At 62.0% G+C, this 24,741-nt stretch carries 29 protein-coding genes; 26 read left to right on the top strand and 3 right to left on the bottom strand.

The genetic code is table 11. The features are described from left to right. Position 1: 1 nt before the first annotated feature. From flhF to CAF74_RS17290, 13 genes are all read left to right on the top strand, one after another. Positions 2-1,342, top strand: a complete 1,341-nt coding sequence (gene flhF / locus CAF74_RS17350; protein WP_085747102.1) for a flagellar biosynthesis protein FlhF — start codon at positions 2-4, stop codon at positions 1,340-1,342. A 113-nt stretch (positions 1,343-1,455) separates the two neighbouring features. Then, the gene (gene fleN, locus CAF74_RS17345) at positions 1,456-2,286 is read left to right on the top strand and encodes a flagellar synthesis regulator FleN (RefSeq protein ID WP_003222917.1); all 831 of its coding nucleotides are present in this window, start codon (positions 1,456-1,458) and stop codon (positions 2,284-2,286) included. Continuing rightward, positions 2,283-3,023, top strand: coding sequence for an RNA polymerase sigma factor FliA (gene fliA / locus CAF74_RS17340; protein WP_011333070.1), 741 nt, complete (start codon positions 2,283-2,285; stop codon positions 3,021-3,023). Before fleN ends, fliA begins: the two co-directional genes overlap by 4 nt. Positions 3,024-3,190: 167 nt before the next feature. Next, the gene (locus CAF74_RS17335; protein WP_003183998.1) at positions 3,191-3,562 is read left to right on the top strand and encodes a chemotaxis response regulator CheY; all 372 of its coding nucleotides are present in this window, start codon (positions 3,191-3,193) and stop codon (positions 3,560-3,562) included. 18 nt (positions 3,563-3,580) lie between these two features. Further along, entirely contained in the window at positions 3,581-4,369 is a 789-nt protein-coding gene (locus CAF74_RS17330) for a protein phosphatase CheZ (RefSeq protein ID WP_085747101.1), read from the top strand. Positions 4,370-4,408: 39 nt separating this feature from the next. Then, positions 4,409-6,679: a chemotaxis protein CheA gene (locus tag CAF74_RS17325; protein WP_085605806.1), complete on the top strand. Its 2,271-nt coding sequence runs from the start codon at positions 4,409-4,411 to the stop codon at positions 6,677-6,679. Positions 6,680-6,728: 49 nt separating this feature from the next. Then, positions 6,729-7,865, top strand: coding sequence for a chemotaxis response regulator protein-glutamate methylesterase (locus CAF74_RS17320; protein WP_085747100.1), 1,137 nt, complete (start codon positions 6,729-6,731; stop codon positions 7,863-7,865). Further along, on the top strand, positions 7,865-8,605 hold the full coding sequence (locus tag CAF74_RS17315) for a flagellar motor protein (protein WP_064600715.1): 741 nt from the start codon (positions 7,865-7,867) through the stop codon (positions 8,603-8,605). The genes CAF74_RS17320 and CAF74_RS17315 overlap by 1 nt, the downstream gene beginning before the upstream one ends. Positions 8,606-8,617: 12 nt before the next feature. Further along, entirely contained in the window at positions 8,618-9,508 is an 891-nt protein-coding gene (gene motD / locus CAF74_RS17310; protein ID WP_085747099.1) for a flagellar motor protein MotD, read from the top strand. Positions 9,509-9,551: 43 nt separating this feature from the next. Then, positions 9,552-10,340: a ParA family protein gene (locus tag CAF74_RS17305; RefSeq protein WP_007959220.1), complete on the top strand. Its 789-nt coding sequence runs from the start codon at positions 9,552-9,554 to the stop codon at positions 10,338-10,340. Between the two features lie 2 nt (positions 10,341-10,342). Next, positions 10,343-11,296, top strand: a complete 954-nt coding sequence (locus CAF74_RS17300) for a CheW domain-containing protein (protein ID WP_085747098.1) — start codon at positions 10,343-10,345, stop codon at positions 11,294-11,296. Between the two features lie 73 nt (positions 11,297-11,369). Beyond that, positions 11,370-11,855, top strand: a complete 486-nt coding sequence (locus CAF74_RS17295; RefSeq protein WP_007959223.1) for a chemotaxis protein CheW — start codon at positions 11,370-11,372, stop codon at positions 11,853-11,855. Next, complete coding sequence (locus CAF74_RS17290) at positions 11,856-12,251, top strand: DUF2802 domain-containing protein (RefSeq protein ID WP_007959226.1); 396 nt, start codon at positions 11,856-11,858, stop codon at positions 12,249-12,251. A 56-nt stretch (positions 12,252-12,307) separates the two neighbouring features. Here CAF74_RS17290 and CAF74_RS17285 read toward each other — a convergent pair whose 3' ends face one another. Further along, positions 12,308-12,637: an EscU/YscU/HrcU family type III secretion system export apparatus switch protein gene (locus CAF74_RS17285; RefSeq protein ID WP_085747097.1), complete on the bottom strand. Its 330-nt coding sequence runs from the start codon at positions 12,635-12,637 to the stop codon at positions 12,308-12,310. Beyond that, the gene (locus CAF74_RS17280; RefSeq protein WP_085747096.1) at positions 12,634-14,208 is read right to left on the bottom strand and encodes a flagellar hook-length control protein FliK; all 1,575 of its coding nucleotides are present in this window, start codon (positions 14,206-14,208) and stop codon (positions 12,634-12,636) included. The genes CAF74_RS17285 and CAF74_RS17280 overlap by 4 nt, the downstream gene beginning before the upstream one ends. A gap of 197 nt (positions 14,209-14,405) precedes the next feature. Here CAF74_RS17280 and ccmA point away from each other — a divergent pair, with 197 nt between their 5' ends. From ccmA to CAF74_RS17220, 12 genes are all read left to right on the top strand, one after another. Beyond that, on the top strand, positions 14,406-15,041 hold the full coding sequence (gene ccmA / locus CAF74_RS17275; RefSeq protein WP_007959232.1) for a cytochrome c biogenesis heme-transporting ATPase CcmA: 636 nt from the start codon (positions 14,406-14,408) through the stop codon (positions 15,039-15,041). Then, on the top strand, positions 15,038-15,706 hold the full coding sequence (ccmB, locus tag CAF74_RS17270) for a heme exporter protein CcmB (protein ID WP_011333083.1): 669 nt from the start codon (positions 15,038-15,040) through the stop codon (positions 15,704-15,706). The genes ccmA and ccmB overlap by 4 nt, the downstream gene beginning before the upstream one ends. Before the next feature lie 78 nt (positions 15,707-15,784). Further along, positions 15,785-16,540, top strand: coding sequence for a heme ABC transporter permease (gene ccmC, locus CAF74_RS17265; protein WP_039769743.1), 756 nt, complete (start codon positions 15,785-15,787; stop codon positions 16,538-16,540). Further along, positions 16,537-16,713, top strand: a complete 177-nt coding sequence (gene ccmD / locus CAF74_RS17260; protein WP_011333085.1) for a heme exporter protein CcmD — start codon at positions 16,537-16,539, stop codon at positions 16,711-16,713. The genes ccmC and ccmD overlap by 4 nt, the downstream gene beginning before the upstream one ends. Continuing rightward, positions 16,710-17,165, top strand: coding sequence for a cytochrome c maturation protein CcmE (gene ccmE, locus CAF74_RS17255; RefSeq protein WP_011333086.1), 456 nt, complete (start codon positions 16,710-16,712; stop codon positions 17,163-17,165). Before ccmD ends, ccmE begins: the two co-directional genes overlap by 4 nt. Before the next feature lie 3 nt (positions 17,166-17,168). Beyond that, complete coding sequence (locus CAF74_RS17250) at positions 17,169-19,157, top strand: heme lyase CcmF/NrfE family subunit (protein ID WP_085655456.1); 1,989 nt, start codon at positions 17,169-17,171, stop codon at positions 19,155-19,157. Then, positions 19,154-19,690 (top strand): DsbE family thiol:disulfide interchange protein, encoded by a 537-nt coding sequence (locus CAF74_RS17245; RefSeq protein ID WP_085747095.1) that lies wholly within the window; start codon positions 19,154-19,156, stop codon positions 19,688-19,690. The genes CAF74_RS17250 and CAF74_RS17245 overlap by 4 nt, the downstream gene beginning before the upstream one ends. Beyond that, a complete protein-coding gene (locus tag CAF74_RS17240) occupies positions 19,687-20,157 on the top strand; it encodes a cytochrome c-type biogenesis protein (RefSeq protein ID WP_011333089.1) in 471 nt (156 codons plus the stop codon). The genes CAF74_RS17245 and CAF74_RS17240 overlap by 4 nt, the downstream gene beginning before the upstream one ends. Beyond that, the gene (ccmI, locus tag CAF74_RS17235) at positions 20,154-21,356 is read left to right on the top strand and encodes a c-type cytochrome biogenesis protein CcmI (protein ID WP_085747094.1); all 1,203 of its coding nucleotides are present in this window, start codon (positions 20,154-20,156) and stop codon (positions 21,354-21,356) included. Before CAF74_RS17240 ends, ccmI begins: the two co-directional genes overlap by 4 nt. A gap of 25 nt (positions 21,357-21,381) precedes the next feature. Beyond that, positions 21,382-21,789: a hypothetical protein gene (locus CAF74_RS17230; protein WP_085611512.1), complete on the top strand. Its 408-nt coding sequence runs from the start codon at positions 21,382-21,384 to the stop codon at positions 21,787-21,789. 236 nt (positions 21,790-22,025) lie between these two features. Then, positions 22,026-22,238 (top strand): type II toxin-antitoxin system HicA family toxin, encoded by a 213-nt coding sequence (locus tag CAF74_RS17225; RefSeq protein WP_085611511.1) that lies wholly within the window; start codon positions 22,026-22,028, stop codon positions 22,236-22,238. Further along, positions 22,238-22,642: a type II toxin-antitoxin system HicB family antitoxin gene (locus CAF74_RS17220; RefSeq protein ID WP_011333093.1), complete on the top strand. Its 405-nt coding sequence runs from the start codon at positions 22,238-22,240 to the stop codon at positions 22,640-22,642. Before CAF74_RS17225 ends, CAF74_RS17220 begins: the two co-directional genes overlap by 1 nt. Positions 22,643-22,688: 46 nt before the next feature. On the opposite strand, the gene CAF74_RS17215 is transcribed toward CAF74_RS17220, so the two are convergent. Beyond that, positions 22,689-23,876, bottom strand: coding sequence for an MFS transporter (locus CAF74_RS17215; RefSeq protein WP_039769755.1), 1,188 nt, complete (start codon positions 23,874-23,876; stop codon positions 22,689-22,691). A gap of 241 nt (positions 23,877-24,117) precedes the next feature. Here CAF74_RS17215 and CAF74_RS17210 point away from each other — a divergent pair, with 241 nt between their 5' ends. Continuing rightward, positions 24,118-24,738 (top strand): DUF5666 domain-containing protein, encoded by a 621-nt coding sequence (locus CAF74_RS17210; RefSeq protein ID WP_039769760.1) that lies wholly within the window; start codon positions 24,118-24,120, stop codon positions 24,736-24,738. Positions 24,739-24,741 lie beyond the last annotated feature (3 nt).

Genomic DNA, 24,741 nt, shown 5'->3' with positions numbered 1-24,741 from the left:
TATGCAAGTTAAGCGTTTTTTCGCCGCCGATATGCGTCAGGCCATGAAGCTGGTTCGTGATGAGCTGGGCGCTGATGCCGCCATCATTGGCAACCGCCGCATTGCCGGCGGCGTCGAGCTGACGGCGGCGCTCGATTACAAACTGTCGGCGCTGGCCCCGCGTGTTCCGAACATGGAACTCGAGGATGAGCTGCGCAAGACCCAGTCGCGCATCGTCACCGCCCAGGCCGAGCTGAGCCTGCGTGGCGAAGCCGACGGCAACACCAATCGCCAGTTGTTCGCCGGGCTGCCGTTGACGGCCGGCCTGCCGCTGACCGCTGCCGAGCCGCTGACCGAACCGACCTACGAAGCTCCGGCCCGTCCTGCACCGGCGCCTGCAGCGGTTTCCGCTGGCGTCGACCCGCGTGCTCTGGACTCGATGCGTTTCGAGCTCAACAGCCTGCGCGAACTGATGGAAGTGCAACTCGGCACCCTGGCCTGGAACCAGCTGCAAGGCAGCCGTCCGGCCCAGGCCAATCTGTACCGTCGTCTGCAACGCATCGGTTTGTCCGGCCCGTTGTCCCGTGATCTGCTGTCGATGATCACCGAGATCGACGAACCGCGTCAGGCCTGGCGCATGCTGCTGGCGCACCTGGCACGAATGATTTCCGTACCGGAAGTCGAGCCGCTGGAAGAGGGTGGGGTGATTGCCATGGTCGGTCCTGCCGGCATGGGCAAGACCACCACGCTGGCCAAACTGGCCGCCCGCTACGTGCTCAAGTACGGCGCGCAGAACATCGCGCTGGTGAGCATGGACAGTTTCCGTATCGGCGCACAGGAGCAGCTCAAGACACTGGGCCGCATCCTCAATGTGTCGGTGACCCACGTCGATCCGGGCCAGTCCCTGGTGCAGGCGCTGGATCCACTGCTGCGCAAACGCGTGGTGCTGATCGATACCGCCGGCCTGCAAGCCAGCGATCCGGCCCTGCGCATGCAGCTGGAAAGTCTGGCCGGTCGTGGCATTCGCTCAAAAAATTATCTGGTCCTGGCAACCACCAGCCAGAAACAGGTTCTAACCGCCGCTTATCACAGTTACAAGCGTTGCGGGCTGGCCGGCTGCATCCTGACTAAACTGGATGAGACGGCCAGCCTTGGCGAAGTGCTGAGCCTGGCGATCAGTCATGAACTGCCGGTCGCCTACCTGACCGACGGCCCACGGATTCCGGATGATCTGCATCTGCCGCGCCGTCATCAACTGGTCAGCCGCGCCGTCAGCGTGCAAATGCAGGAAGAACCCAGCGAAGAAGCCATGGCTGACATGTTCGCTGATATCTACCACAGTCCGACCAAGCAGGTTGGCTGAGGTAATGAACCGTTTTTGTACCTACATCGATGGTCTGCCATGCATTGTTCCGGTTGTGAACGCGCAGCCAGTAATGTGGCCTCCGTCTATGCAAGACAAGGTAAAGAAATAACATGGGCAGCATGCATCCCGTACAGGTGATCGCGGTGACCGGCGGCAAAGGTGGCGTCGGCAAGACTAATGTGTCAGTGAACTTGTCCCTGGCGCTGGCAGAGCTTGGCCGTCGGGTCATGCTGCTGGACGCCGACCTGGGGCTGGCGAACGTCGACGTTCTGCTGGGCCTCACACCCAAACGCACCCTGGCCGACGTGATCGAAGGCCGCTGCGAGCTGCGCGACGTGCTGTTGCAAGGCCCCGGCGGAATCCGCATCGTGCCGGCCGCGTCCGGCACCCAGAGCATGGTTCACCTGAGCCCGGCCCAGCATGCCGGCCTGATTCAGGCGTTCAGCGACATCGGCGACAATCTCGACGTACTGGTGATCGACACCGCTGCGGGTATTGGTGACTCGGTAGTCAGTTTCGTTCGCGCAGCCCAGGAAGTGTTGCTGGTGGTCTGTGACGAGCCGACCTCGATCACCGACGCCTACGCGCTGATCAAACTGCTGAACCGCGATTACGGCATGAATCGTTTCCGCGTCCTGGCCAACATGGCCCAGAGCCCGCAGGAAGGTCGCAATCTGTTCGCCAAGTTGACCAAGGTCACGGATCGCTTCCTCGACGTCGCCCTACAATACGTCGGCGCGGTGCCCTACGACGAAAGCGTGCGCAAGGCGGTGCAGAAGCAGCGTGCGGTCTATGAAGCCTTCCCGCGTTCCAAGTGCGCACTGGCGTTCAAGGCGATCGCACAGAAGGTCGACACCTGGCCGCTGCCCGCCAACCCGCGCGGCCACCTCGAATTTTTCGTCGAGCGCCTCGTGCAGCAAACGGCAGGACCTGTGCTATGACCGCCAGCGGTATGAATTTCTACAAGAAGTCGGCGCGTGACGCGCAGTACGAGCTGATCGAGCGTTACGCGCCACTGGTCAAACGCATCGCCTACCACTTGCTGGCGCGATTGCCGGCCAGTGTGCAGGTCGAAGACCTGATCCAGGCCGGGATGATCGGCCTGCTCGAAGTCTCGACCAAATACGACGCCAGCAAGGGCGCCAGTTTTGAAACGTACGCGGGCATCCGGATCCGTGGTGCGATGCTCGATGAAGTCCGAAAAGGGGATTGGGCACCGCGCTCGGTTCACCGCAATACCCGTATGGTCAGCGACGCGATTCGCTCGATTGAAGCTAAAACCGGCCGTGACGCTAAAGATCACGAAGTTGCGGCCGAACTCCAATTGAGTCTCGACGATTACTACGGGATTTTGAACGACACCCTGGGCAGCCGGCTGTTCAGTTTCGACGACCTGTTGCAGGACGGCGAACACGAAGGGCTGCACGAGGATGGCGCCAGTGCTCATCTGGAGCCGTCGCGCGATCTGGAAGACGAACGTTTCCAGGCCGCGCTGGCGGACGCGATTGCCAATTTGCCGGAGCGTGAGCGACTGGTGTTGGCGCTGTACTACGACGAAGAGCTGAACCTCAAGGAGATCGGTGAAGTCCTTGGCGTCAGTGAATCGCGGGTCAGCCAGTTACACAGCCAGTGCGCGGCCCGCTTGCGGGGGCGTTTGGGGGAGTGGCGAGCGCGCTGAAGGCAGTGTGGGGACACTGCGAACGAGGCTGGTGCGGTGGTGAACGGCACCGGTCTCGATCTGTTGTGCTCCAGACAGTCATCGAGTGTTTTGCCGGATTGATTGAAATGGCGCGTCCAGGTGCTGGGCGCGTTTAAGACTGCTTGGAGGTCGAATTGAACAAAGACATGAAAATCCTCATCGTTGATGACTTCTCAACGATGCGGCGGATCATCAAGAACCTGTTGCGTGATCTGGGGTTCACCAACACCGTTGAAGCCGACGATGGCACCACTGCCATTCCGGTACTCAACAGCGGCAGCATCGACTTTCTGGTGACCGACTGGAACATGCCCGGCATGACCGGTATCGACCTGCTGCGCCACGTGCGTGCCGATGAAAAGCTCAAGCACCTGCCAGTGCTGATGGTGACCGCTGAAGCCAAGCGCGAGCAGATCATCGAAGCGGCCCAGGCCGGCGTTAACGGCTACGTGGTCAAACCTTTCACGGCCCAGGCGTTGAAAGAAAAAATCGAGAAGATTTTCGAACGCATCGGCTGATGAACGCGCGGGGGAGCTATGGAGCATAACGAATCTTCACAGGGCGATTTTGAGTCGACCCTGAAAAAACACGCGGTCGAACTGGTCGAGAGCCTTGAAAAAGGCAAGTTCGGCGACGCTGTGCAACTGATCCATGAGCTCAATCAGACCCGTGACCGTGGCCTGTACCAGGAAGTGGGCAAGCTCACGCGTGAACTGCACAGTGCGATCGTCAATTTCCAGATCGATCCGCACATGCCGCAGGCTGAGGAAGTGTCGCAAATCACCGACGCTACCGAGCGCCTGAGCTACGTGGTCAAACTGACCGAAGCTGCCGCCAACCGCACCATGGATCTGGTGGAAAGCGCGACCCCTGTGGTCAATGGCCTGGCTGACGAAGCCCAGGCCTTGAGCGCCGATTGGGGCCGCTTCATGCGCCGTGAGGTCGGGGCTGAAGAGTTCCGTGAACTGGCGCGCCGGGTCGACGGTTTTCTGGCACGCAGCAGCGCGGACAACCGCGCGGTGTCGAGCAATCTGAACGACATTCTGCTCGCCCAGGATTACCAGGACCTCACAGGCCAGGTGATCAAGCGCGTGACCCAATTGGTCACCGAAGTCGAAAGCAACCTGCTCAAGCTCGTGCTCATGGCCAGCCAGGTGGACCGCTTTGCGGGCATCGAACATGACCGTGCGGCGATGCTTGCTGAAAAAGATCCACAAAAACATCTCTCGCAGGGTGAAGGTCCGCAGATTCATGCCGATAAACGAGAAGACGTTGTGTCCGGTCAGGACGATGTGGACGATTTGCTATCCAGCCTTGGATTTTGAGTTTTTTTGGGTTTTTAGACCTGTAGGAGCACCCCATTAATGAGCTTCGGCGCCGATGAAGAGATCCTTCAGGATTTCCTGGTTGAGGCCGGCGAGATTCTTGAGCAACTGTCCGAACAACTGGTCGAGCTGGAAAGCCGCCCGGATGACGCAGATCTGCTCAACGCAATTTTTCGCGGTTTCCACACTGTAAAAGGGGGCGCCGGCTTCCTTCAGCTCAACGAGCTGGTGGAGTGCTGTCACATCGCCGAAAACGTGTTCGACATCCTGCGCAAGGGTGAACGACGCGTCGATGCAGAACTGATGGACGTGGTGCTCGAAGCGCTGGACGCGGTGAACAGCATGTTCAGCGAAGTCCGCGATCGCAGCCCGATCACCGCCGCCACCCCGGAACTGCTGGCCGCCCTGGCGCGTCTGGCCGAACCGCAATCGGCGGATGAAGCCCCGGCTTCGCCTGTCGCCGAGATGATCGAAGAACTGGTCGTCGAAGGTGATTCGGGTGACATCACCGATAACGAATTTGAACAGTTGCTGGACTCGCTGAACGCCGTCAAGGCCGAAGCCGAAGCCCCGGCGGCTGCCGCTGCACCTGCTTCCACCGAAGCGGCCAGCGATGAAATCACCGACGCCGAGTTCGAGTCGCTGCTCGACCAGTTGCATGGCAAAGGCCAGTTCGCGGCCGACGCCGTGGCACCGGCGGCCGCTGCACCTGCTGCTCCGGCGGCGGGCGACAGCTCGGACATCACCGACGACGAATTCGAGGCCTTGCTCGATCAGTTGCACGGCAAGGGCAACTTTGCCGTTGATGCGCTGGAGTCGGCGATTGCTTCGGTTCCTGCAACGGCTGCTCCGGCAGCGGCTGCGGCCGGTAGCGATCTGATCAGCGATCACGAGTTCGAATCGCTGCTCGACGATCTGCATGGCAAAGGCAAGTTCACTGACGTCGCCACCGGTGCGGTCGTGACTGCCGGCAATGCTTCGGCTGTCGCGGCGCCTGCTGCGAAGGCCCCGGCCGCTGCGGCAAAACCTGCTGCGAAAGCGCCTGAGCCGAAAGCCGAACCGGCCAAACCGGCTGCCGCTGCGGCACCGGCTCCGGCCCGTGCACCGGCGACGCCGCCACCGGAAAAACCGGCGAGCGAAGCCGAGACCACCGTGCGTGTGGACACTGCACGTCTCGACGAAATCATGAACATGGTCGGCGAGCTGGTACTGGTGCGTAACCGTCTGGTGCGCCTGGGCTTGAACAGCGGCGACGAGTCGATGCAGAAGGCCGTGTCGAACCTCGACGTGGTCACCGCCGACTTGCAGACCGCGGTCATGAAGACCCGGATGCAGCCGATCAAGAAAGTCTTCGGCCGCTTCCCGCGTCTGGTTCGCGACCTGGCACGCCAGCTCAAGAAAGAGATCAACCTGGAACTGGTGGGCGAAGAGACCGACCTCGACAAGAACCTCGTCGAGGCACTGGCCGACCCGCTGGTCCACTTGGTGCGCAACGCGGTTGACCACGGCATCGAGTCGCCGGAAGAACGTGAAGCTTCGGGCAAGGCCCGTGGCGGCAAGGTGATTCTGGCGGCCGAGCAGGAAGGCGACCACATCCTGCTGTCGATCTCCGACGATGGCAAGGGCATGGACCCGAACGTCCTGCGCGCCATCGCCGTGAAACGCGGTGTGATGGACAAAGATGCCGCCGATCGCCTGAGCGACACCGAGTGCTACAACCTGATTTTCGCCCCGGGTTTCTCGACCAAGACCGAGATCTCCGACGTGTCCGGCCGCGGTGTCGGCATGGACGTGGTGAAGACCAAGATTTCCCAGCTCAACGGTTCGATCAACATCTACTCGACCAAGGGCCAGGGCTCGAAGATCGTCATCAAGGTGCCGCTGACGCTGGCGATCATGCCGACCCTGATGGTGATGCTCGGCAACCAGGCGTTCGCGTTCCCGCTGGTGAACGTCAACGAAATCTTCCACCTCGACCTGTCGACCACCAACGTGGTGGACGGCCAGGAAGTGGTGATCGTGCGGGACAAGGCGCTGCCATTGTTCTACCTCAAGCGCTGGCTGGTCAGCTCTGCCGCTCACGAAGAGCAGCGCGAAGGCCATGTGGTGATCCTTTCGGTGGGCACCCAGCGGATCGGCTTCGTCGTCGATCAACTGGTCGGCCAGGAAGAAGTGGTCATCAAGCCATTGGGCAAGATGCTCCAGGGAACTCCGGGCATGTCCGGCGCCACCATCACCGGTGACGGCCGCATTGCACTGATTCTCGATGTTCCGAGCATGCTCAAGCGTTACGCCGCACGGCGTATTTGAATCCGGGGCGGCGGGGCGACAACGTCCCGCCGCACCTAATGGAGTGTTTATGGCAGTCAAAGTCCTGGTGGTGGACGATTCGGGTTTTTTCCGCCGCCGCGTCTCGGAAATTCTTTCAGCGGATCCGAGCATCCAGGTTGTCGGCACGGCAACCAACGGTAAAGAGGCGATCGATCAGGCCCTGGCCCTCAAGCCGGACGTGATCACCATGGACTACGAGATGCCGATGATGGATGGCATCACGGCCGTGCGGCACATCATGCAGCGCTGCCCGACCCCGGTGTTGATGTTCTCCTCGCTGACGCACGAAGGCGCCCGGGTCACCCTGGATGCGCTGGATGCCGGCGCGGTGGATTTCCTGCCGAAGAATTTCGAAGACATCTCCCGCAATCCGGAGAAGGTCAAGCAACTGCTGTGCGAGAAGGTTCACAGCATCTCGCGCAGTAACCGTCGTTTCAGTGCCTACAGTGCGCCGGCGCCTGCCGCTACACCTGCACCTGCGCCGACTCCGGCAGCAGCGCCGTCGAGCTTTGGCAGCCACAGTGCTCCGGCCCGTCCGGCACCTGCGCCTGCACCGACTCGCGCGCCAGCGGCCAGCGCTTCGTCGCCGGCCCCGAAACGCAAAAACTACAAGCTTGTGGCGATTGGTACATCGACCGGCGGCCCGGTAGCGCTGCAACGGGTTCTGACCCAGTTGCCGGCCAACTTCCCGGCACCGATCGTGCTGATCCAGCACATGCCGGCAGCCTTCACCAAGGCCTTCGCCGAACGTCTGGACAAGCTGTGCCGCATCAGCGTCAAGGAAGCCGAGGATGGCGACATCCTGCGTCCGGGCCTGGCGCTGCTGGCGCCGGGTGGCAAGCAGATGATGATCGATGGCCGTGGCGCGGTGAAAATCCTGCCGGGCGACGAGCGTCTGAACTACAAGCCGTGCGTGGACATCACCTTCGGTTCTGCAGCCAAGTCCTACAGTGACAAAGTTCTGGCGGTGGTACTGACCGGCATGGGCGCCGATGGCCGCGAGGGTGCACGCCTGCTCAAGCAGGGCGGCAGCACGGTCTGGGCTCAGGACGAAGCCAGTTGCGTGATCTACGGCATGCCGATGGCCATCGTCAAAGCTGACCTCGCCGACGCGGTGTACAGCCTGGACGATATCGGCAAGCACATCGTCGAGGCATGCGTCTGATGGATGTTCTAAGCCTTATCGGGATCATCATGGCGTTCGTCGCCATCATCGGCGGCAACTACCTGGAAGGTGGTCACCTCGGCGCGCTGGCCAACGGCCCGGCGGCGCTGATCGTGCTCGGTGGCACCGTCGGTGCCGCGCTGCTGCAATCGCCGATGAGCGCGTTCAAGCGCGCCATGCAGATTCTGGCCTGGATCTTTTTCCCGCCGCGTGTGGATCTGGCCGGCGGTATCGACCGCGTGGTCAACTGGAGCCTCACCGCGCGCAAGGAAGGCCTGCTGGGCCTGGAAGGCGTGGCGGATGCCGAGCCCGACGCCTACTCGCGCAAAGGCCTGCAACTGCTGGTCGACGGCGCCGAGCCGGAAGCGATCCGCAGCATCCTCGAAGTGGATTTCTACACTCAGGAAGCCCGCGATGTCGAAGCGGCCAAAGTGTTTGAAAGCATGGGCGGCTACGCGCCGACCATCGGCATCATCGGTGCGGTGATGGGCCTGATCCACGTGATGGGCAACCTGGCCGATCCGTCGCAACTGGGCAACGGTATTGCGGTCGCGTTCGTCGCTACCATCTACGGTGTAGCCAGTGCCAACCTGATCCTGTTGCCGGTGGCCGCCAAGCTCAAGTCAATCGCGTTGCGACAGTCGCGTTATCGCGAAATGTTGTTGGAAGGGATCTTGTCGATCGCTGAAGGTGAAAACCCACGCTCCATCGAGTTGAAGCTTCAGGGCTTCATGGATTAAGGGACTAACCTCATGGCACGTCGTCGCCAGCATCAAGAGCACGTAAACCATGAACGTTGGCTGGTTTCCTACGCCGACTTCATTACCTTGCTCTTTGCCTTCTTCGTGGTGATGTACTCCATCTCGTCGATCAACGAAGGCAAGTACAAGATCATCTCCGAAGCGCTGATCGGGGTCTTCACCGACTCCGACCGCGCGCTCAAGCCGATCCCGATCGGTGAAGAACGACCGAAGACCGTGACCCCGGCCAAGCCGCTGGTCAAGGACGCCGAACAGGTTGACGCCGGCATCGCCGGGGCCAGCGATCCGCTGAAAAGCATCGCCGATGACATCAGCGCCGCGTTCGGTGACCTGATCTCCTCGAACCAGATGACCGTGCGCGGCAACGAGCTGTGGGTCGAGATCGAACTCAACTCCAGCCTGTTGTTCGGCAGCGGTGATGCGATGCCCAGCGATATCGCGTTCAACATCATCGACAAGGTCGCAGCGATTCTCAAACCGTTCGACAACCCGATCCACGTCGAAGGCTTCACCGACGATCAACCGATCCGCACGGCGCAGTACCCGACCAACTGGGAACTGTCCTCGGCGCGTTCGGCGAGCATCGTGCGCATGCTGGCGATGCAGGGTGTCAACCCTGGCCGCATGGCGTCGGTGGGCTACGGCGAATTCCAGCCGGTGGCCAACAACGCCACCGCCGAAGGCCGGGCGAAGAACCGTCGTGTGGTGCTGGTGGTGTCGCGCAATCTTGATGTGCGCCGCAGCCTGACCGGCACCGGAACCGCCCATGCGCAACCGGATGCCGCGTTGAAGCGTGCTGGCACACAAACTGCACCGACCCCGGTCAAGACGCCGGGACGCGAGAGTGCCGTCAATTCTCCGTCGCCCGCATTAACACGCTGAACCATGTCTCGGCCGAGTATCCCGGCCGGGAGGAACGATCTGAATGAGAGTCTGGGCAGTCGCCAATCAAAAGGGTGGTGTTGGTAAAACCACTTCTTCCATCGCTTTAGCCGGTTTGCTGGCAGAGGCGGGCAAGCGCGTGGTCGTGGTCGATCTCGACCCGCACGGCTCGATGACCAGCTATTTCGGTTACGACCCCGACAGCCTGGAACACAGCAACTACGACCTGTTTCTGCACAAGGGCAGCGTGCCGCAAGGCCTGCCGGGCCAGCTGCTGCTGTCGACCAGCGATGAACGCATTTCCCTGTTGCCGTCGAGCACCGCGCTGGCCACCCTCGAGCGCCAGTCGCCGGGGCAGAGTGGCCTGGGTCTGGTGATCGCCAAGAGTCTGGCGCAGCTGTGGCAGGACTTCGATTACGCGATCATCGACAGCCCGCCGTTGCTCGGCGTGTTGATGGTCAACGCCCTGGCCGCGAGCCAGCAACTGGTGATCCCGGTGCAGACCGAGCACCTGGCCGTCAAAGGCCTGGAGCGTATGGTCAATACCCTGGCGATGATCAACCGCTCGCGCAAACAGGCGCTGCCGTTCAGCATCGTGCCGACCCTGTTCGACCGCCGCACTCAGGCGTCGATGGGCACCTTGCGCGTGCTGCGTGACAAATTCCCCGACGAGATATGGCAGGGTTACATCCCGGTCGATACCCGTCTGCGCGACGCCAGTCGTGCCGGTGTCACCCCTTCGCAGTTCGACGGCAAGAGCCGTGGCGTGCTGGCTTACCGCGCGCTGCTCAAGCATCTGCTGGCGCAGCAACTCGTTCCGCAGGTGGCTTGAGCATGAATCGGCCGATCAAGCTGACGTCGAAGCCGCAACTGGCGCTGCAGTCCTATCTGGACGGCTTGCTGCAGGAAGTGCCGGACGAGGTCGAGCAGCAAATCGCAGCCCCGGTCGAGGTGGTCGAGACCGCCGCGGCGCTCGATGAATTCCAGGCCGCCGTGCTTGAAGAGCAGGCCCGGGATGCGCAAAAAGCCGCCCGGCCGATCGCCCCGGTTGCAGCGCCTGCCGCTGTAGTAGCGAAGGCGCCTGCGACGTTGATCAAAGAGCCTGAGCCGGTGCGCGTGGTATCGACCCTGGCGCCGCTGCTGCAAACCCAGCTTCTGCAAACGCCTCCGGCTCCCGTAGTCCCAGAGCCAGAATCTGAAGCACCTGCGCCAGCCCCGGTCGAACCAACCCTGGTTGCGCCGCTGGTGGAAGTGCATCTGCCGCCCAGCAACACGCCGCCACCGGTAGAAACCGACGGTCGTCCAGCCTGGGCTTCGGAAGCGTTCGAATGCCTGCTGTTCGACGTCGCCGGGTTGACCCTGGCCGTGCCGCTGGTGTGCCTGGGCTCGATCTATTCGCTGGCCGGCCATGAGCTGACGCCGCTGTTCGGTCAGCCGGAATGGTTCCTCGGGATTCTGCCGAGCCAGGCCGGCAACCTGAAGGTGCTGGACACCGCACGCTGGGTCATGCCGGATCGCTACCGCGATGATTTCCGTCAGGGCCTGCAATACGTGATTTCGGTGCAGGGTTACGAGTGGGGCCTGGCGGTGCATCAGGTCAGTCGCTCGTTGCGTCTGGACCCGAATGAAATCAAATGGAGAAGTCACCGGGGTCAGCGGCCATGGCTCGCCGGGACGGTGATTGAACACATGTGCGCCTTGCTCGATGTTTCCGCACTGGCCGAGTTGATCGCCAGCGGTGGGGCAAAGCACATGTCCGGCAGTAAGCCGAACCACAAACCGACATAAAGACAGTACCGGCATTCAAATGCCGGCGAACGAAACACACACCGCCAGGCGCGGTTTTTCGAGGGGCTAGGGTATGAACGACAAGGCTACGGCGGCAAAGGGTTCCGAAGATCCGATCCTGCAATGGGTGACCTTCAAGCTGGACAACGAAACCTACGGCATCAACGTGATGCGCGTTCAGGAAGTCCTGCGCTACACCGAGATCGCTCCGGTTCCGGGTGCGCCAAGCTACGTGCTGGGCATCATCAACCTGCGCGGCAACGTGGTGACCGTGATCGATACCCGTCAGCGCTTCGGCCTGATGAGCGGTGAGATCAGCGACAACACCCGTATCGTCATCATCGAAGCCGACAAGCAAGTGGTTGGCATCATGGTCGACAGCGTGGCCGAAGTGGTTTACCTGCGTCAGTCGGAAATCGAAACCGCACCGAACGTCGGTAACGAAGAGTCGGCCAAGTTCATCCAGGGCGTGTGCAACAAGAACAACGAGTTGCTGATCCTGGTCGAGCTGGACAAGATGATGAGCGAAGAAGAATGGTCGGAACTGGAGAACATCTGATTGATTCTCGAGGTAGCGGTCATTGTCCTGTTCCTGTTCTGGGCAGGCACGCTGGCGATGTTTCTGGCGTACATCAAGGCGCAGCGGGTGATCGCTGCGCAACAGGCCCAAGGCGATGCGCTGCGTGATCAGCGTATCAAGGACCTGGCCAAGCGTGTCGACGATTACCAGAACGGCAACGTGCGCATGGGCGAAGCCCTGCACGAACTGCGCTCGGTCGTCGGTCCGATCCCGGACAAACTCGCCCAGCTCGAGCAGCGCGATCCATCCAGCCTGTCATTCGCCCAGGCGGCGAAACTGGTGGGGATGGGCGCGAGTGTCGATGAGCTGACCCAGTCCTGCGGGTTGACCCAGGCTGAGGCGGAGTTGATGCGCAAGCTGCACAGAAGCAGCTAAAAGCTTCAGGTGGGAACGAAAAAACGCAGTCATCGATGACTGCGTTTTTTTTGCCTTCAGTAATCGTCGCCGCGTTCGGTGACGTCTTTCTCGACCATCGGTGCATCCGGGTTGTGTCCCGCCGGGAACTTGCCCTTGAGGTTCCAGGCGAACGCGATGATCTCGGCGATCGTGCGGTACAGCTCTTCGGGGATGCTGTCGCCCAGTTCCATCCGCGCCAGCAACTTCACCAGTTCGGCGTTTTCGTAGATCGGCACTTCACAGTCGCGGGCGATCCGCAGGATTTCTTCGGCCAGTGCTTCGTCGCCCTTGGCGGTGAGGGTCGGGGCGTGGCTGCCGTCGTATTTGAGGGCGATGGCCTGGCGTGGAGCGGTGGTGTCATTCATGCGGTTTCGTCGACCCAGCGGTGTTCGAGGCGGGTTTGGATGCCTTGCGGCGGGGTGCCGAGGTGGCAGTCGATGTCGCCGACGTTCAGCCCGGAATCCAGCAGGCGCTGGCGCAGTGCAGTCAGATTGCTTTCGATCAGGCTCGCGGTGTACGGCCGCTCGGCCCATAGCTGACTGGACAGGCTGCCGCTGATCAATTGCGCCTGAATCTGCATCGGCCCCAGCGGTTCCATGTCGAACGCCAGATCGACGCGCCACAGTTGCTGCTTCGGTTCCCGCTCATCGCGGCGCTGTTCGTTGGCTTCCTGTTTCTCCGGTGCTTCTTCGCGCTGGAACTTGACCTGCAACGGCACGATGTCCTGCAGGTTGCGCATCGGGATTTCCAGTTGCCAAGTGCTGAGCAGGCGGCCGTCGTCGGTCACGCCAGTCTGTTCCAGGCTCGACAGCTGATGGCTTTGCAAGCGCGACACGGCGGCTGCGGCGAGGCGCAGCAAATGTTCCAGATCGCCTTCACCTTCCAGACTTTGCAGCAGGCGGTCGGGCAGCGGAAAACTGCTCGGCACCGGTTTCGCGCTGACCTGGCCGAGCATGCCGAGGGCGTTGCGCACGAAACTCGGCAGCGCCTGGGCCAAGGTGTTGGCGGCGATAATTGCGTTCAGGTTGGTGTTGCCGGGCAGGCCGGGTGTGAGCTGGGCGATCAGCTTGAGCAGATCGGCTTTCATGTCCGGGGCCAGTGTCGGGTTCTGTCCGGTCAGCAGTTTGGTTTCGAGGAACACGCCGCTGTTGGCCAGCGCCTGGGCCAGACCTTTTGGGGTGCTCAGTTGCTGCACGTCCGGCAGGTTGGCGAGCAGTTTGTCCACGGCGGCACGCAAATCCTGGGAGGTCTGATCGGTGGCGGGGGGCAGGCTCTGGAGCATTTTCAGCAAGCCGTCGAGCGAGCCCTGACGGCTTTGCTGACTGACCAGTTGCTGGCTGACCGCCAGTTGTTCCTGGCGATTGCTCAGCGGCAGGAACTTCAGGGTTTGCGAGTCCTGCACCAGCGCCGACAGCAAGGTGCCGATACGCAACGGTTGCGGGCTGTCGATGCTCAGGGTGGTGCCGCTCAACGCGGTGTTGAGCAGGCTGACCATCGAGCGATACACCGTCGGTTGCCCCGGCACCTGCGGCAAGACCTGAGCCGTCAGCACCTTGCCTTGTAGCAGCGTGCCGACCGGCAGTTGCGCGGTGTCGATGCGGGTGAGGGTGGCGACGCTGCTGGCGATGGCCTGTTGCACGGTGATCGCCAGATTGCCCGCCGACGGCTGGGTGATCGCCAGGCTGGTGCCCTGAGGCAGCGGCAGATTGCTGGTCGCCTGCACGGTGGTCTGACGGCCGCTGTCCAGCGTCACCTTGAGCAGCAACTGAAAGGTCTGATCCGCCTGCTTGAGCGACAACACCTCGGCCTTGGCGCTCTGGCCGGCGGCAATCAGCCCGTCGACCGGCGTCAGCAACTTCAGCAGCTCACCCACCTGCGGGCGAACGGTCGCCGGGGTGGTGGGCGGGAGCGGGAGGATGTTCATTTCGCCTGTCATACGCGGACACAACCTGAGGAAAATGCACTCTGGAGAGAGGATGGCGACATGTATAATGCCGCCCGTCGTTCCAGGAGTGGCGAAAACATTGCAATTGTTTGACGCAGCTCTCTAGATCGAGCCGTCAATGCATCTATGCTGCAACTCTTTAACGGCCGCGCCAGAGCCGACTTGAACCGTATAAGGCCCGTGAACCCTTGACCAGTCCTGTCCTGCAAACCGTTGCCCTCGCGTGTGAACGTGATCTCAGACTGCTCTTCGACAATCTCGAATTGAGACTGGCCAGTGGCGATATGGTGCAGATCAGCGGCCCCAACGGCAGCGGCAAGACCAGCCTGCTGCGTTTGCTGGCCGGTTTGATGCAGCCGACCGACGGTCAGGTACTGCTCAACGGCAAGCCGCTGGGCGAGCAACGCAGCGAGCTGGCGCGCAACCTGCTGTGGATCGGCCATGCCGCCGGGATCAAGGATCTGCTCACGCCGGAAGAAAACCTCGCCTGGCTCTGCGCCCTGCATCAACCCGCCGAACGCGACGCGATCTGGCAGGCCCTGGCGGCGGTTGGATTGCGCGGTTTCGAGGATGTTCCCTGCCACAGTCTGTCCGCCGGCCAGCAGCGCCGCGTGGCATTGGCGCGGTTGTATCTGGACAGCCCGCCGTTGTGGATTCTCGACGAACCGTTCACCGCCCTCGACAAACAGGGCGTGGCACAGCTTGAAGAACACCTGGCCGGGCACTGCGAACGGGGAGGGCTGGTGGTGCTCACCACGCACCATACGCTGAGCCGGATGCCGGCCGGTTATCGCGACATCGATCTGGGGAATTGGGCGGTATGAGTGTGTTCGGCCTGCTGGTTGCCCGTGAATCCCGACTGCTGTTCCGTCGCCCGGCGGAGCTGGCCAATCCGCTGATTTTCTTCGCCATCGTCATCGCGCTGTTCCCGCTGGCCGTCGGACCGGAAACTCAAGTATTGCAAAACTTGTCCCCGGGGTTAGTCTGGGTGGCGGCACTTTTGTCGGTCCTGCTCTCGCTGGACGGGCTTTTCCGCAGTGATTTCGAAGATGGCTCCCTTGAACAGTGGGTCCTTTCGCCGCACCCCCTGCCACTTCTGGTATTGGCCAAGGTGCTGGCACACTGGCTTTTTTCCGGGCTGGCACTGGTTTTGCTCTCGCCGTTACTGGCGTTGATGCTCGGGTTGCCGGCTGCGTGTCTGCCGGTTTTGCTGCTTTCGTTGCTGCTGGGAACACCGGTGCTGAGCTTGCTCGGCGCGGTGGGCGCGGCGCTGACGGTCGGTCTGAAACGCGGTGGCCTGTTGCTGGCGCTGCTGATTCTGCCGTTGTACATCCCGGTGTTGATCCTCGGCAGTGGCGCCTTGCAGGCGGCGTTGCAGGGCATGCCGGCGCTTGGTTATCTGTTGTGGCTTGGCAGCCTGACCGCCCTGGCGATAACCCTGACACCTTTTGCAATAGCGGCTGGCCTGAAGATCAGCGTCGGCGAATAATGAGGTCTGGTTAAAATTTAACCAGCAAAGACCCTGAGACTGCTCACACCGATGAGCGGCACCCGTGATGGAAACAGTATGAACTGGACCTGGTTTCACAAGCTCGGCTCGCCCAAGTGGTTCTACGGCATCAGCAGCAAGTTTTTGCCGTGGTTGAGCCTCGCCGCGTTGTTGCTGATCTGCGTTGGCGTCATCTGGGGCCTGGCCTTCGCGCCGCCGGACTATCAGCAAGGCAACAGCTTTCGCATCATCTATATCCACGTGCCCGCCGCGATGCTCGCTCAGTCGATCTACGTGATGCTGGCGGTGTGCGGGGTGGTCGGGCTGGTGTGGAAGATGAAACTGGCCGATGTCGCCCTGCAGTGCGCCGCACCGATCGGTGCGTGGATGACCGCCGTGGCGCTGGTCACCGGGGCGATCTGGGGCAAACCGACCTGGGGTTCGTGGTGGGTCTGGGACGCGCGTCTGACCTCGATGCTGATTCTGCTGTTCCTGTATTTCGGCGTGATCGCGCTGGGCAACGCCATCAGCAACCGCGACAGCGCCGCCAAGGCCTGCGCGGTGCTGGCCATCGTCGGCGTGATCAACATTCCGATCATCAAATACTCGGTGGAGTGGTGGAACACTCTGCACCAGGGCGCGACCTTCACCCTCACCGAAAAACCGGCGATGCCCGTCGAGATGTGGCTACCGCTGCTGCTGACGGTGCTGGGTTTCTACTGTTTCTTCGGCGCCGTGCTGTTGCTGCGCATGCGCCTTGAAGTGCTCAAGCGCGAAGCCCGCGCCAGTTGGGTGAAAGAAGAAGTGCAGAACAGCCTGGAGGCCGCTCGATGAGTTTCGCGTCATTCGGCGACTTCCTCGCCATGGGCCATCACGGCCTGTATGTCTGGTCGGCCTACGGCATCTGTCTGGCGGTACTGATCCTCAACGTGGCGGCGCCGATCGCGGCCCGCAAGCGTTATCTGCAACAAGAGGCGCGTCGTCTGCGCCGGGAGAACGGCAAGTGAATCCGCTGCGTAAAAAGCGTCTGATCATCATCCTGGCAATTCTGGTCGGGGTCGGCGCTGCCGTCGGCTTGGCCCTGAGCGCCCTGCAGCAGAACATAAACCTGTTTTACACCCCGACCCAGATCGCCAACGGCGAAGCGCCGCAGGACACCCGCATCCGCGCCGGCGGCATGGTCGAGAAGGGCTCGCTGCAACGCTCCACGGATTCGCTGGACGTGAAATTCGTGGTCACTGACTTCAACAAGTCCGTGACCATCACCTACCGTGGAATCCTGCCGGATCTGTTCCGTGAAGGGCAGGGCATCGTCGCACTGGGCAAGCTCAACGCCGATGGCGTGGTAGTCGCCGATGAAGTACTGGCCAAGCACGACGAGAAATACATGCCGCCGGAAGTGACCAAAGCCCTGAAGGACAGCGGCCAATCCGCGCCAACCCCTGCGAAGGAGGGTTGATCGATGACATCCAGCATTTTCATTCCTGAGTTGGGCCATCTGGCCATGATCCTCGCGCTGTGTTTTGCGCTGGTGCAGGCCGTGGTGCCGTTGCTCGGTGCCTGGCGCGGCGACCGTCTGTGGATGGGGCTCGCCCAACCGGCGGCGTGGGGGCAGTTCGCATTTCTGCTGTTCGCCTTCGGTTGCCTGACCTACGCCTTCATGACCGACGATTTCTCCGTGGCTTACGTCGCGATGAACTCCAACAGCGCGCTGCCGTGGTACTACAAGTTCAGCGCGGTGTGGGGCGCCCACGAAGGGTCGCTGCTGCTGTGGGCGTTGATCCTTGGCGGCTGGACCTTCGCCGTGTCGGTGTTCTCCCGGCAACTGCCGCAAGTGATGCTCGCTCGCGTGCTGGCGGTGATGGGCATGATCAGCACCGGTTTCCTGCTGTTCCTGATCCTCACCTCGAACCCGTTTTCGCGGATCCTGCCGCAGATCCCGGCCGACGGTCGTGACCTCAACCCATTGCTGCAGGACATCGGCCTGATCGTGCATCCGCCGATGCTCTACATGGGCTACGTCGGTTTCTCGGTGGCGTTCGCCTTCGCCATCGCCGCGTTGCTCGGCGGTCGTCTCGATGCCGCGTGGGCACGCTGGTCGCGTCCGTGGACCATCGTCGCCTGGGCCTTCCTCGGCATCGGCATCACCCTCGGTTCGTGGTGGGCTTACTACGAACTCGGCTGGGGTGGCTGGTGGTTCTGGGACCCGGTGGAAAACGCCTCCTTCATGCCATGGCTGGTGGGCACGGCGCTGATTCACTCGCTGGCGGTCACCGAGAAACGTGGCGTGTTCAAGAGCTGGACGGTGTTGCTGGCCATTGCCGCGTTCTCCCTGAGCCTGCTCGGCACCTTCCTCGTGCGTTCCGGCGTGCTGACCTCGGTGCACGCGTTTGCCTCCGATCCTGAGCGCGGCGTGTTCATCCTGATCTTCCTGCTGTTCGTGGTCGGTGGTTCGCTGACCCTGTTCGCATTGCGCGCTCCGGTGGTCAAGAGCCAGGTCGGCTTCAACCTGTGGTCGCGGGAAACCCTGCTGCTGGGCAATAACCTGGTGCTGGTGGTGGCAGCGTCGATGATCCTGCTCGGCACCCTGTATCCGCTGATTCTCGACGCGATCAGCGGCGCCAAGCTGTCGGTCGGCCCGCCGTACTTCAACGCGTTGTTCATTCCGTTGATGGCGCTGTTGATGCTGGTGATGGCGGTCGGCGTGATCGTGCGCTGGAAAGACACCCCGGTGAAATGGCTGGTCAGCATGCTGACCCCGGTGCTGCTGGGCAGCGTTGCGCTGGCGGTGGTAGCCGGCGTCGCCTACGGCGATTTCAACTGGGCCGTCATCGCGACGTTCCTGCTCGCGGCCTGGGTGTTGCTGGCCGGCGTGCGCGACATCTTCGACAAGACCCGCCACAAAGGTCTGATCAAAGGCCTGCCGACCCTGACCCGCAGTTACTGGGGCATGCAGATCGCCCACCTCGGTATCGCCGTCTGTGCGCTGGGCGTGGTGTTGTCGAGCCAGAACAGTGCCGAACGCGACCTGCGTCTGGCACCGGGCGAGTCGATGGATCTGGCCGGTTATCAGTTCGTGTTCGAAGGCGCCAAGCACTTCGAAGGCCCGAACTTCACCTCCGACAAGGGCACCGTCCGGGTGATCCGCAACGGTCAGGAAATCAGCGTGCTGCACCCGGAAAAACGTCTGTACACCGTGCAGAACTCGGTGATGACCGAGGCCGGGATCGACGCCGGTTTCACCCGTGACCTCTACGTCGCTTTGGGTGAACCGCTGGGCGATGGCGCCTGGGCAGTGCGGGTCCACGTCAAACCGTTCGTGCGCTGGATCTGGTTCGGCGGCCTGCTGACCGGTTTCGGTGGTTTGCTGGCGGCGCTGGATCGGCGTTATCGAGTGAAGGTCAAAGCCAAAGTGCGTGAAGCGCTGGGCATGGAAGGAGCCGCTGCATGAGACGTTGGTTGATGCTGGTGCCATTGGCGATTTTCCTGCTGGTGGCCGTATTCCTTTATCGCGGTCTGTATCTGGATCCGGCGGAGCTGCCGTCGGCGATGATCAACAAGCCGTTCCCGGAGTTTTCGCTGCCGGCGGTGCAGGGCGACAAGACCCTGACCCGCGCCGACATTCTCGGCAAACCGGCACTGGTCAACGTCTGGGGCACCTGGTGCATTTCCTGCCGGGTCGAGCACCCGGTGCTGAACAAACTCGCCGAGCGCGGCGTGGTGATCTACGGGATCAACTACAAGGACACCAACGCCGATGCGTTGAAGTGGCTGGCCGAATTCCACAATCCGTATCAACTGGACATCCGCGACGACGAAGGCTCGCTGGGCCTGAACCTGGGTGTCTACGGTGCGCCGGAAACCTTCTTCATCGACGCCAAGGGCGTCATCCGCGACAAGTACGTCGGCGTAATCGACGAGCAGGTCTGGCGCGAAAAACTGGCGGCCAAGTATCAGGCGCTGGTCGACGAGGCCAAGCCATGAAGCGCTTTTTAGCTGCCATGGTGTTGGGCTTGAGCCTGGCCGGTGTGGCCCACGCCGCCATCGACACCTACGAGTTCGCCAAAGAAGGCGATCGCGAGCGTTTCCGCGAGCTGACCAAGGAACTGCGCTGCCCCAAGTGCCAGAACCAGGACATCGCCGACTCCAATGCACCGATTGCCGCCGACCTGCGCAAAGAGATTTTCCGCATGCTCGGCGAGGGCAAGGACAATCAGCAGATCATCGACTTCATGGTCGATCGCTACGGTGATTTCGTCCGCTACAAACCGGCGCTCAATGCCAAGACCGCGTTGCTCTGGTTCGGCCCGGCCGGCCTGTTGCTGGGTGGCTTCGTGGTGATTGCCGTGATCGTCCGCCGCCGTCGCGGGCAACGCGCCGAGACGCCGCAATCGCTGTCCCCTGAAGAGCGTCAGCGCCTCGACCAACTGTTGGATAAAAACCAAGAATGATTGATTTCTGGCTTGCCGCAGGGCTGTTGCTTCTGGTCGCCCTGAGTTTTCTGCTGATCCCCGTCCTGCGTGAACGTCGCGCCCAGCGTGAAGAGGATCGAACCGCCCTCAACGTAGCGCTGTATCAGGAACGCGTCGCCGAACTGCAATCGCAGCAGGCCGAAGGCGTCCTCGATGCTGCGCAAATGGACAGTGGCCGTGCCGAAGCGGCCCGTGAGTTGCTTGCCGACACTGAAGGTGTGGCGCCGGCGCGGGTTTCGCGTCTGGGCAAGCCGTTGCCGCTGCTGGCAGCCGTGCTGGTGCCGGTGTTGGGACTCGGTCTGTATCTGCATTTTGGCGCGAGCGACAAGGTCGAACTGACCCGCGAGTTCGCCCAGGCGCCGCAGTCGATGGAAGAGATGACCCAGCGTCTGGAGCGCGCAGTTGCCGCACAACCGGATTCGGCTGAAGGCGTGTATTTCCTCGGTCGTACCTACATGGCTCAGGATCGCCCGGCGGACGCGGCGAAGATGTTCGAACGTGCCGTCAATCTCGCCGGTCGCCAGCCGGAACTGCTCGGCCAGTGGGCGCAGGCCCAGTACTTTGCCGACAACAAAAAATGGTCGGACAAGGTTCAGGCCCTGACCGACGAAGCGCTGAAAGCCGATCCGAAGGAAGTCACCAGCCTCGGCCTGTTGGGCATCGCCGCGTTCGAAGGCGAGCGTTATCAGGAAGCCATCGACTACTGGAACCGTCTGCTGGCGCAACTGCCGCCACAGGACAAATCCCGCGAGGCCCTGCAGGGCGGCATCACCCGCGCCACCGAAAAGCTGCAGGCCAGCGGTGGCAAGGTCGCCTCGGCGCCAGCAGCGAAAGCGGCGGCGTTGTTGAAAGTGCGTGTGGATCTGGCCAGCGAGCTCAAAGCCAAGGTGCAACCGGGTGACAGCGTGTTCATTTTTGCCCGCGCCACCTCGGGCCCGCCGGCACCGCTGGCAGCCAAGCGCCTGACCGTCGCCGATCTGCCGGTGACTGTCGAACTGGGCGATGCCGACGCGATGATGCCGCAATTGAAACTGTCGAACTTCCCCGAAGTCCAACTGGTTGCGCGCATCTCCCGTGCCGGTGAGCCGACCGCCGGTGAGTGGGTCGGTCGCAGCGGGCCTCTGGCCAGCAGCACCACCGCGCCGCAGACACTGACCATCGACAGCCCGGACAAATAGCCGGAACCAACAGGAAAGTACCGCCATGAACGCCATCGCCCGAATCACAGTCCTCACACTGGCCCTGGGCTTGAGCGCATGTGCGGTGCAACGACCGGAGCCGACCACCAGGCTGCCGCCTATCCCGCCGTCACAACCCAGCCCGACCCCGTCGACCAGCCCGACGCCGAGCAAGCCCGGCATCCCGGCCAAACCCGCCAAACCTGTCCCGCGCACCTCCGCCAGCTTCGCCCCGCCCCCTGGCGGCAACAGCCACTGGGACCAGAAACTGGGCGTTTACGTGCTCGACGACCAGACCAACACCTTCTACCGTCAGCGCACCTACTACCGCTGGAACAACGGCTGGAGCCGCTCGATCAGCCCCAACGGCCCGTGGGAAGAAACCAACATCCACGGCGTACCGGCGGGACTGGGCAAGCAGTTCGGGGAGTAATGAAAAACGGCGATCTCAGGATCGCCGTTTTGCTGTCTGGGGTGATGAGCAATGCCTCACTCGTATCCTGTCATCAACGCCTGAGCTTGCTTTGCGAGAAGCGCCAATGCCAGCTCGCTGGGGCAGTGCATCAATCACATGCTGCAAAACAACCGAACGTCGTGCTGCGAATTTCTGTGCTTGAGTAAAGATAACTCTAGGGTTACTTTTGTTAAGCCGAAGCAAGGAGGCGGTTGGTGCAGAGCAGGTTATTGATCAAGGAGCTGGAGGAGGCAGGCTGGACGCTGGACCGGATAACCGGCAGCCACCACATCTTCACGCACCGTTACAACCCATACACGATTCCCGTCCCGCATCCGAAAAAGGATTTGCCGGTCGGGACGGTCAAGAGCATCAGGAGGCGTGCCGGGTTGTACAACCCGCCAGCCAGTTACAGAGGAGATCCGTAATGCAATACCCAATCTGCATCGAATGGGGTGACGAGAACACCGCCATCGGGATTCAGATCCCCGATATTCCCGGCGCGATTACTGCCGGAGATACGTTTGAGGATGCCTACAACGCGGCCGTCGAGATTGCCCACATCATGCTGCAGGAGATTGCGGCCGATGGCGACTCGATTCCGATGCCGACTTCGGCGGCCACCCATCGCAACAACCCGGAGTTTGCCGACATGGGCTGGGGCATGCTCGAGCTGGACATCTCGCCGTACATGGGCAAGACCGAAAAGGTCAATGTGACGTTGCCGGGCTATGTCATCCAGCGCATTGACCGCTACGTGCGTGAACACAATGTCAAAAGCCGCTCCTCTTTTCTGGCGGATGCCGCCATGGAAAAACTGGTTCGGCATTGAGCCTCGAGCACTGTCGGATCAGCGATCCGGCAGTGCTTTTCAGAGTCTAGGCCGTTGCCAGAACAGGCTTCTGCGAAGCACTCAAAAACCGCACAAGCGCCAGCAGCGGGAACGCGCTGCCAACAATCACGATCCACAACCAGCCGCCATGCTCGTACACCGCACTCGCCACTGACGAGCCGAAGGCGCCGCCGACGAAGATGCTGGTCATGTACAGCGCGTTGAGGCGGCCGCGGCTTTTGGCGTCGAGGGAGTAGACCGCGCGCTGGCCGAGCACCATGTTCATCTGCACGCAGAAATCGAGCACCACGCCGGTCACGGCCAGGCCGATCACGCTGTAGGCCGGGTGGATGAAGGCGGGCAGGAAGCTCAGGCTGGCGAACAGCATGGCCAGCAACGAAGCGATGCGGGTGTGGCCGGCGTCGGCCAGGCGTCCGCTGATCGGGGCGGCGATGGCACCGATGGCGCCGACCAGGGCGAAGATCGCGATTTCACTCTGGGACAGGCCATGGTTGCGCGCCAGTTCCAGCGGTACGGCGGTCCAGAACAGGCTGAAGGTGGCGAACATGCAAGCCTGATAAAACGCCCGCTGACGCAGCACCGGTTGTTTGCGCAGCAGCGTCCACAACGAACCCAGCAACTGGCCGTAGGAGGCGCTGTGATCCGGCTGGCGCTTGGGCACAGTCAGCGCCAGAACCACGCTGATCGCTGCCATCAAGGCTGCGGCGATCATGAACATCGCCCGCCAGCCGAGATGGTCGGCGACCACGCTCGACACTGGCCGCGCCAGCAGAATCCCCAGCAGCAAACCGCCCATGATCCCGCCGACCACCCGGCCACGGGATTCTTCCGGCGCCAGATGAGCCGCCAATGGAATCAACACCTGCACCGACACCGAGCTGAACCCCACCAGCAACGAAATCAGCAGGAACACATTCGGTTGATCGGTAAACGCCGCACCCAGCAGGCTGGCAATTGCCACCACGGTGGTGATGATCATCAACCGGCGGTTTTCCAGCAGGTCCGCCAGCGGCACCAGGAAGAACAGGCCCAGCGCATACCCGATCTGGGTCAGCGACACGATGAAGCTGGCCATGGTGTCGGTCAGGCCGATGTCTGGCGCGATGAGGCCGATGATCGGCTGGGCGTAGTAGATGTTGGCAACGATGGCGCCGCAGCAGAAAGCGAACAGCAGCACCATGCCTCGGGTCATTGTGTGAGTTGTGGCGGTCATAGGGTTTCTCGATCCAGCGAAAAGGAATGCGGTGAGGCTAAGGGACGGGCCGAGCCGGCAGTAGAGGCTTCTGATCGATATCAGTTATTCCGTTGCGGAACAGGTGGCGCCGAACAATCCATTGTTCATCGGCGAACCTTGCGTCCGACCGTTGAGCGTCGATGATACATTCACTTACATCTTGTTCGATAGCGTGCTTATGTTGTGACCGGGTTTCAGCATTCATCAACGGAGGATTGCGATGTTTCGTCAGTTGCTTCGCCACACCACAACGATTGCCCTGATCAGTCTGCTCGGCGCCACGGCCGTGCAGGCCGCCGAAGCGCCCGGCATGCGCATGGGCGTGCGCGGCGAGATCACCGGGGTCAGCCCCGACTCGCTCAAGGTTCACGTCAACAGCGGTGAAAACGTCGTGATCCAGTTGACCCCGGACACCAAGGTCCGCGCGGTCACCCTGGCCAACATCGAAGACATCAAGCCCGGCAGCTACATCGGCTCGGCCGCCATTCCCCAAGAGGATGGCACGCTCAAGGCGCTGGAGGTTCACGTGTTCCCGCCAGAGCTGGCCGGCAGCGGCGACGGTCATCGGCCGTTCGACCTGGCCAAGGGCAGCAGCATGACCAACGGCAGCGTCGGCGATTTGGTGGTGAGCAACGGCCGGGTGCTGACCGTCAACTACAAGGGCGGCCAGCAGAAGATCCTGGTGCCGGAGGACGTGCCGATCGTCAACCTGACGCCGGGTGATCGCAGCCTGCTCAAGGTCGGGGTGAAGATCGTCACCTTCGTGACCCAGAGCGCGGATGGCACGCTGACTGCGCAATCGATCTCGGCGGGCAAGGATGGCGTCAAGCCGCCGATGTAGCCG

The organism is Pseudomonas sp. R45(2017) (assembly GCF_002112305.1).
GTDB lineage: Bacteria > Pseudomonadota > Gammaproteobacteria > Pseudomonadales > Pseudomonadaceae > Aquipseudomonas > Aquipseudomonas paraglycinae.
Note: the sequence above shows the minus strand (reverse complement) of the source record. Positions and strands in the feature narration are given on the sequence as shown.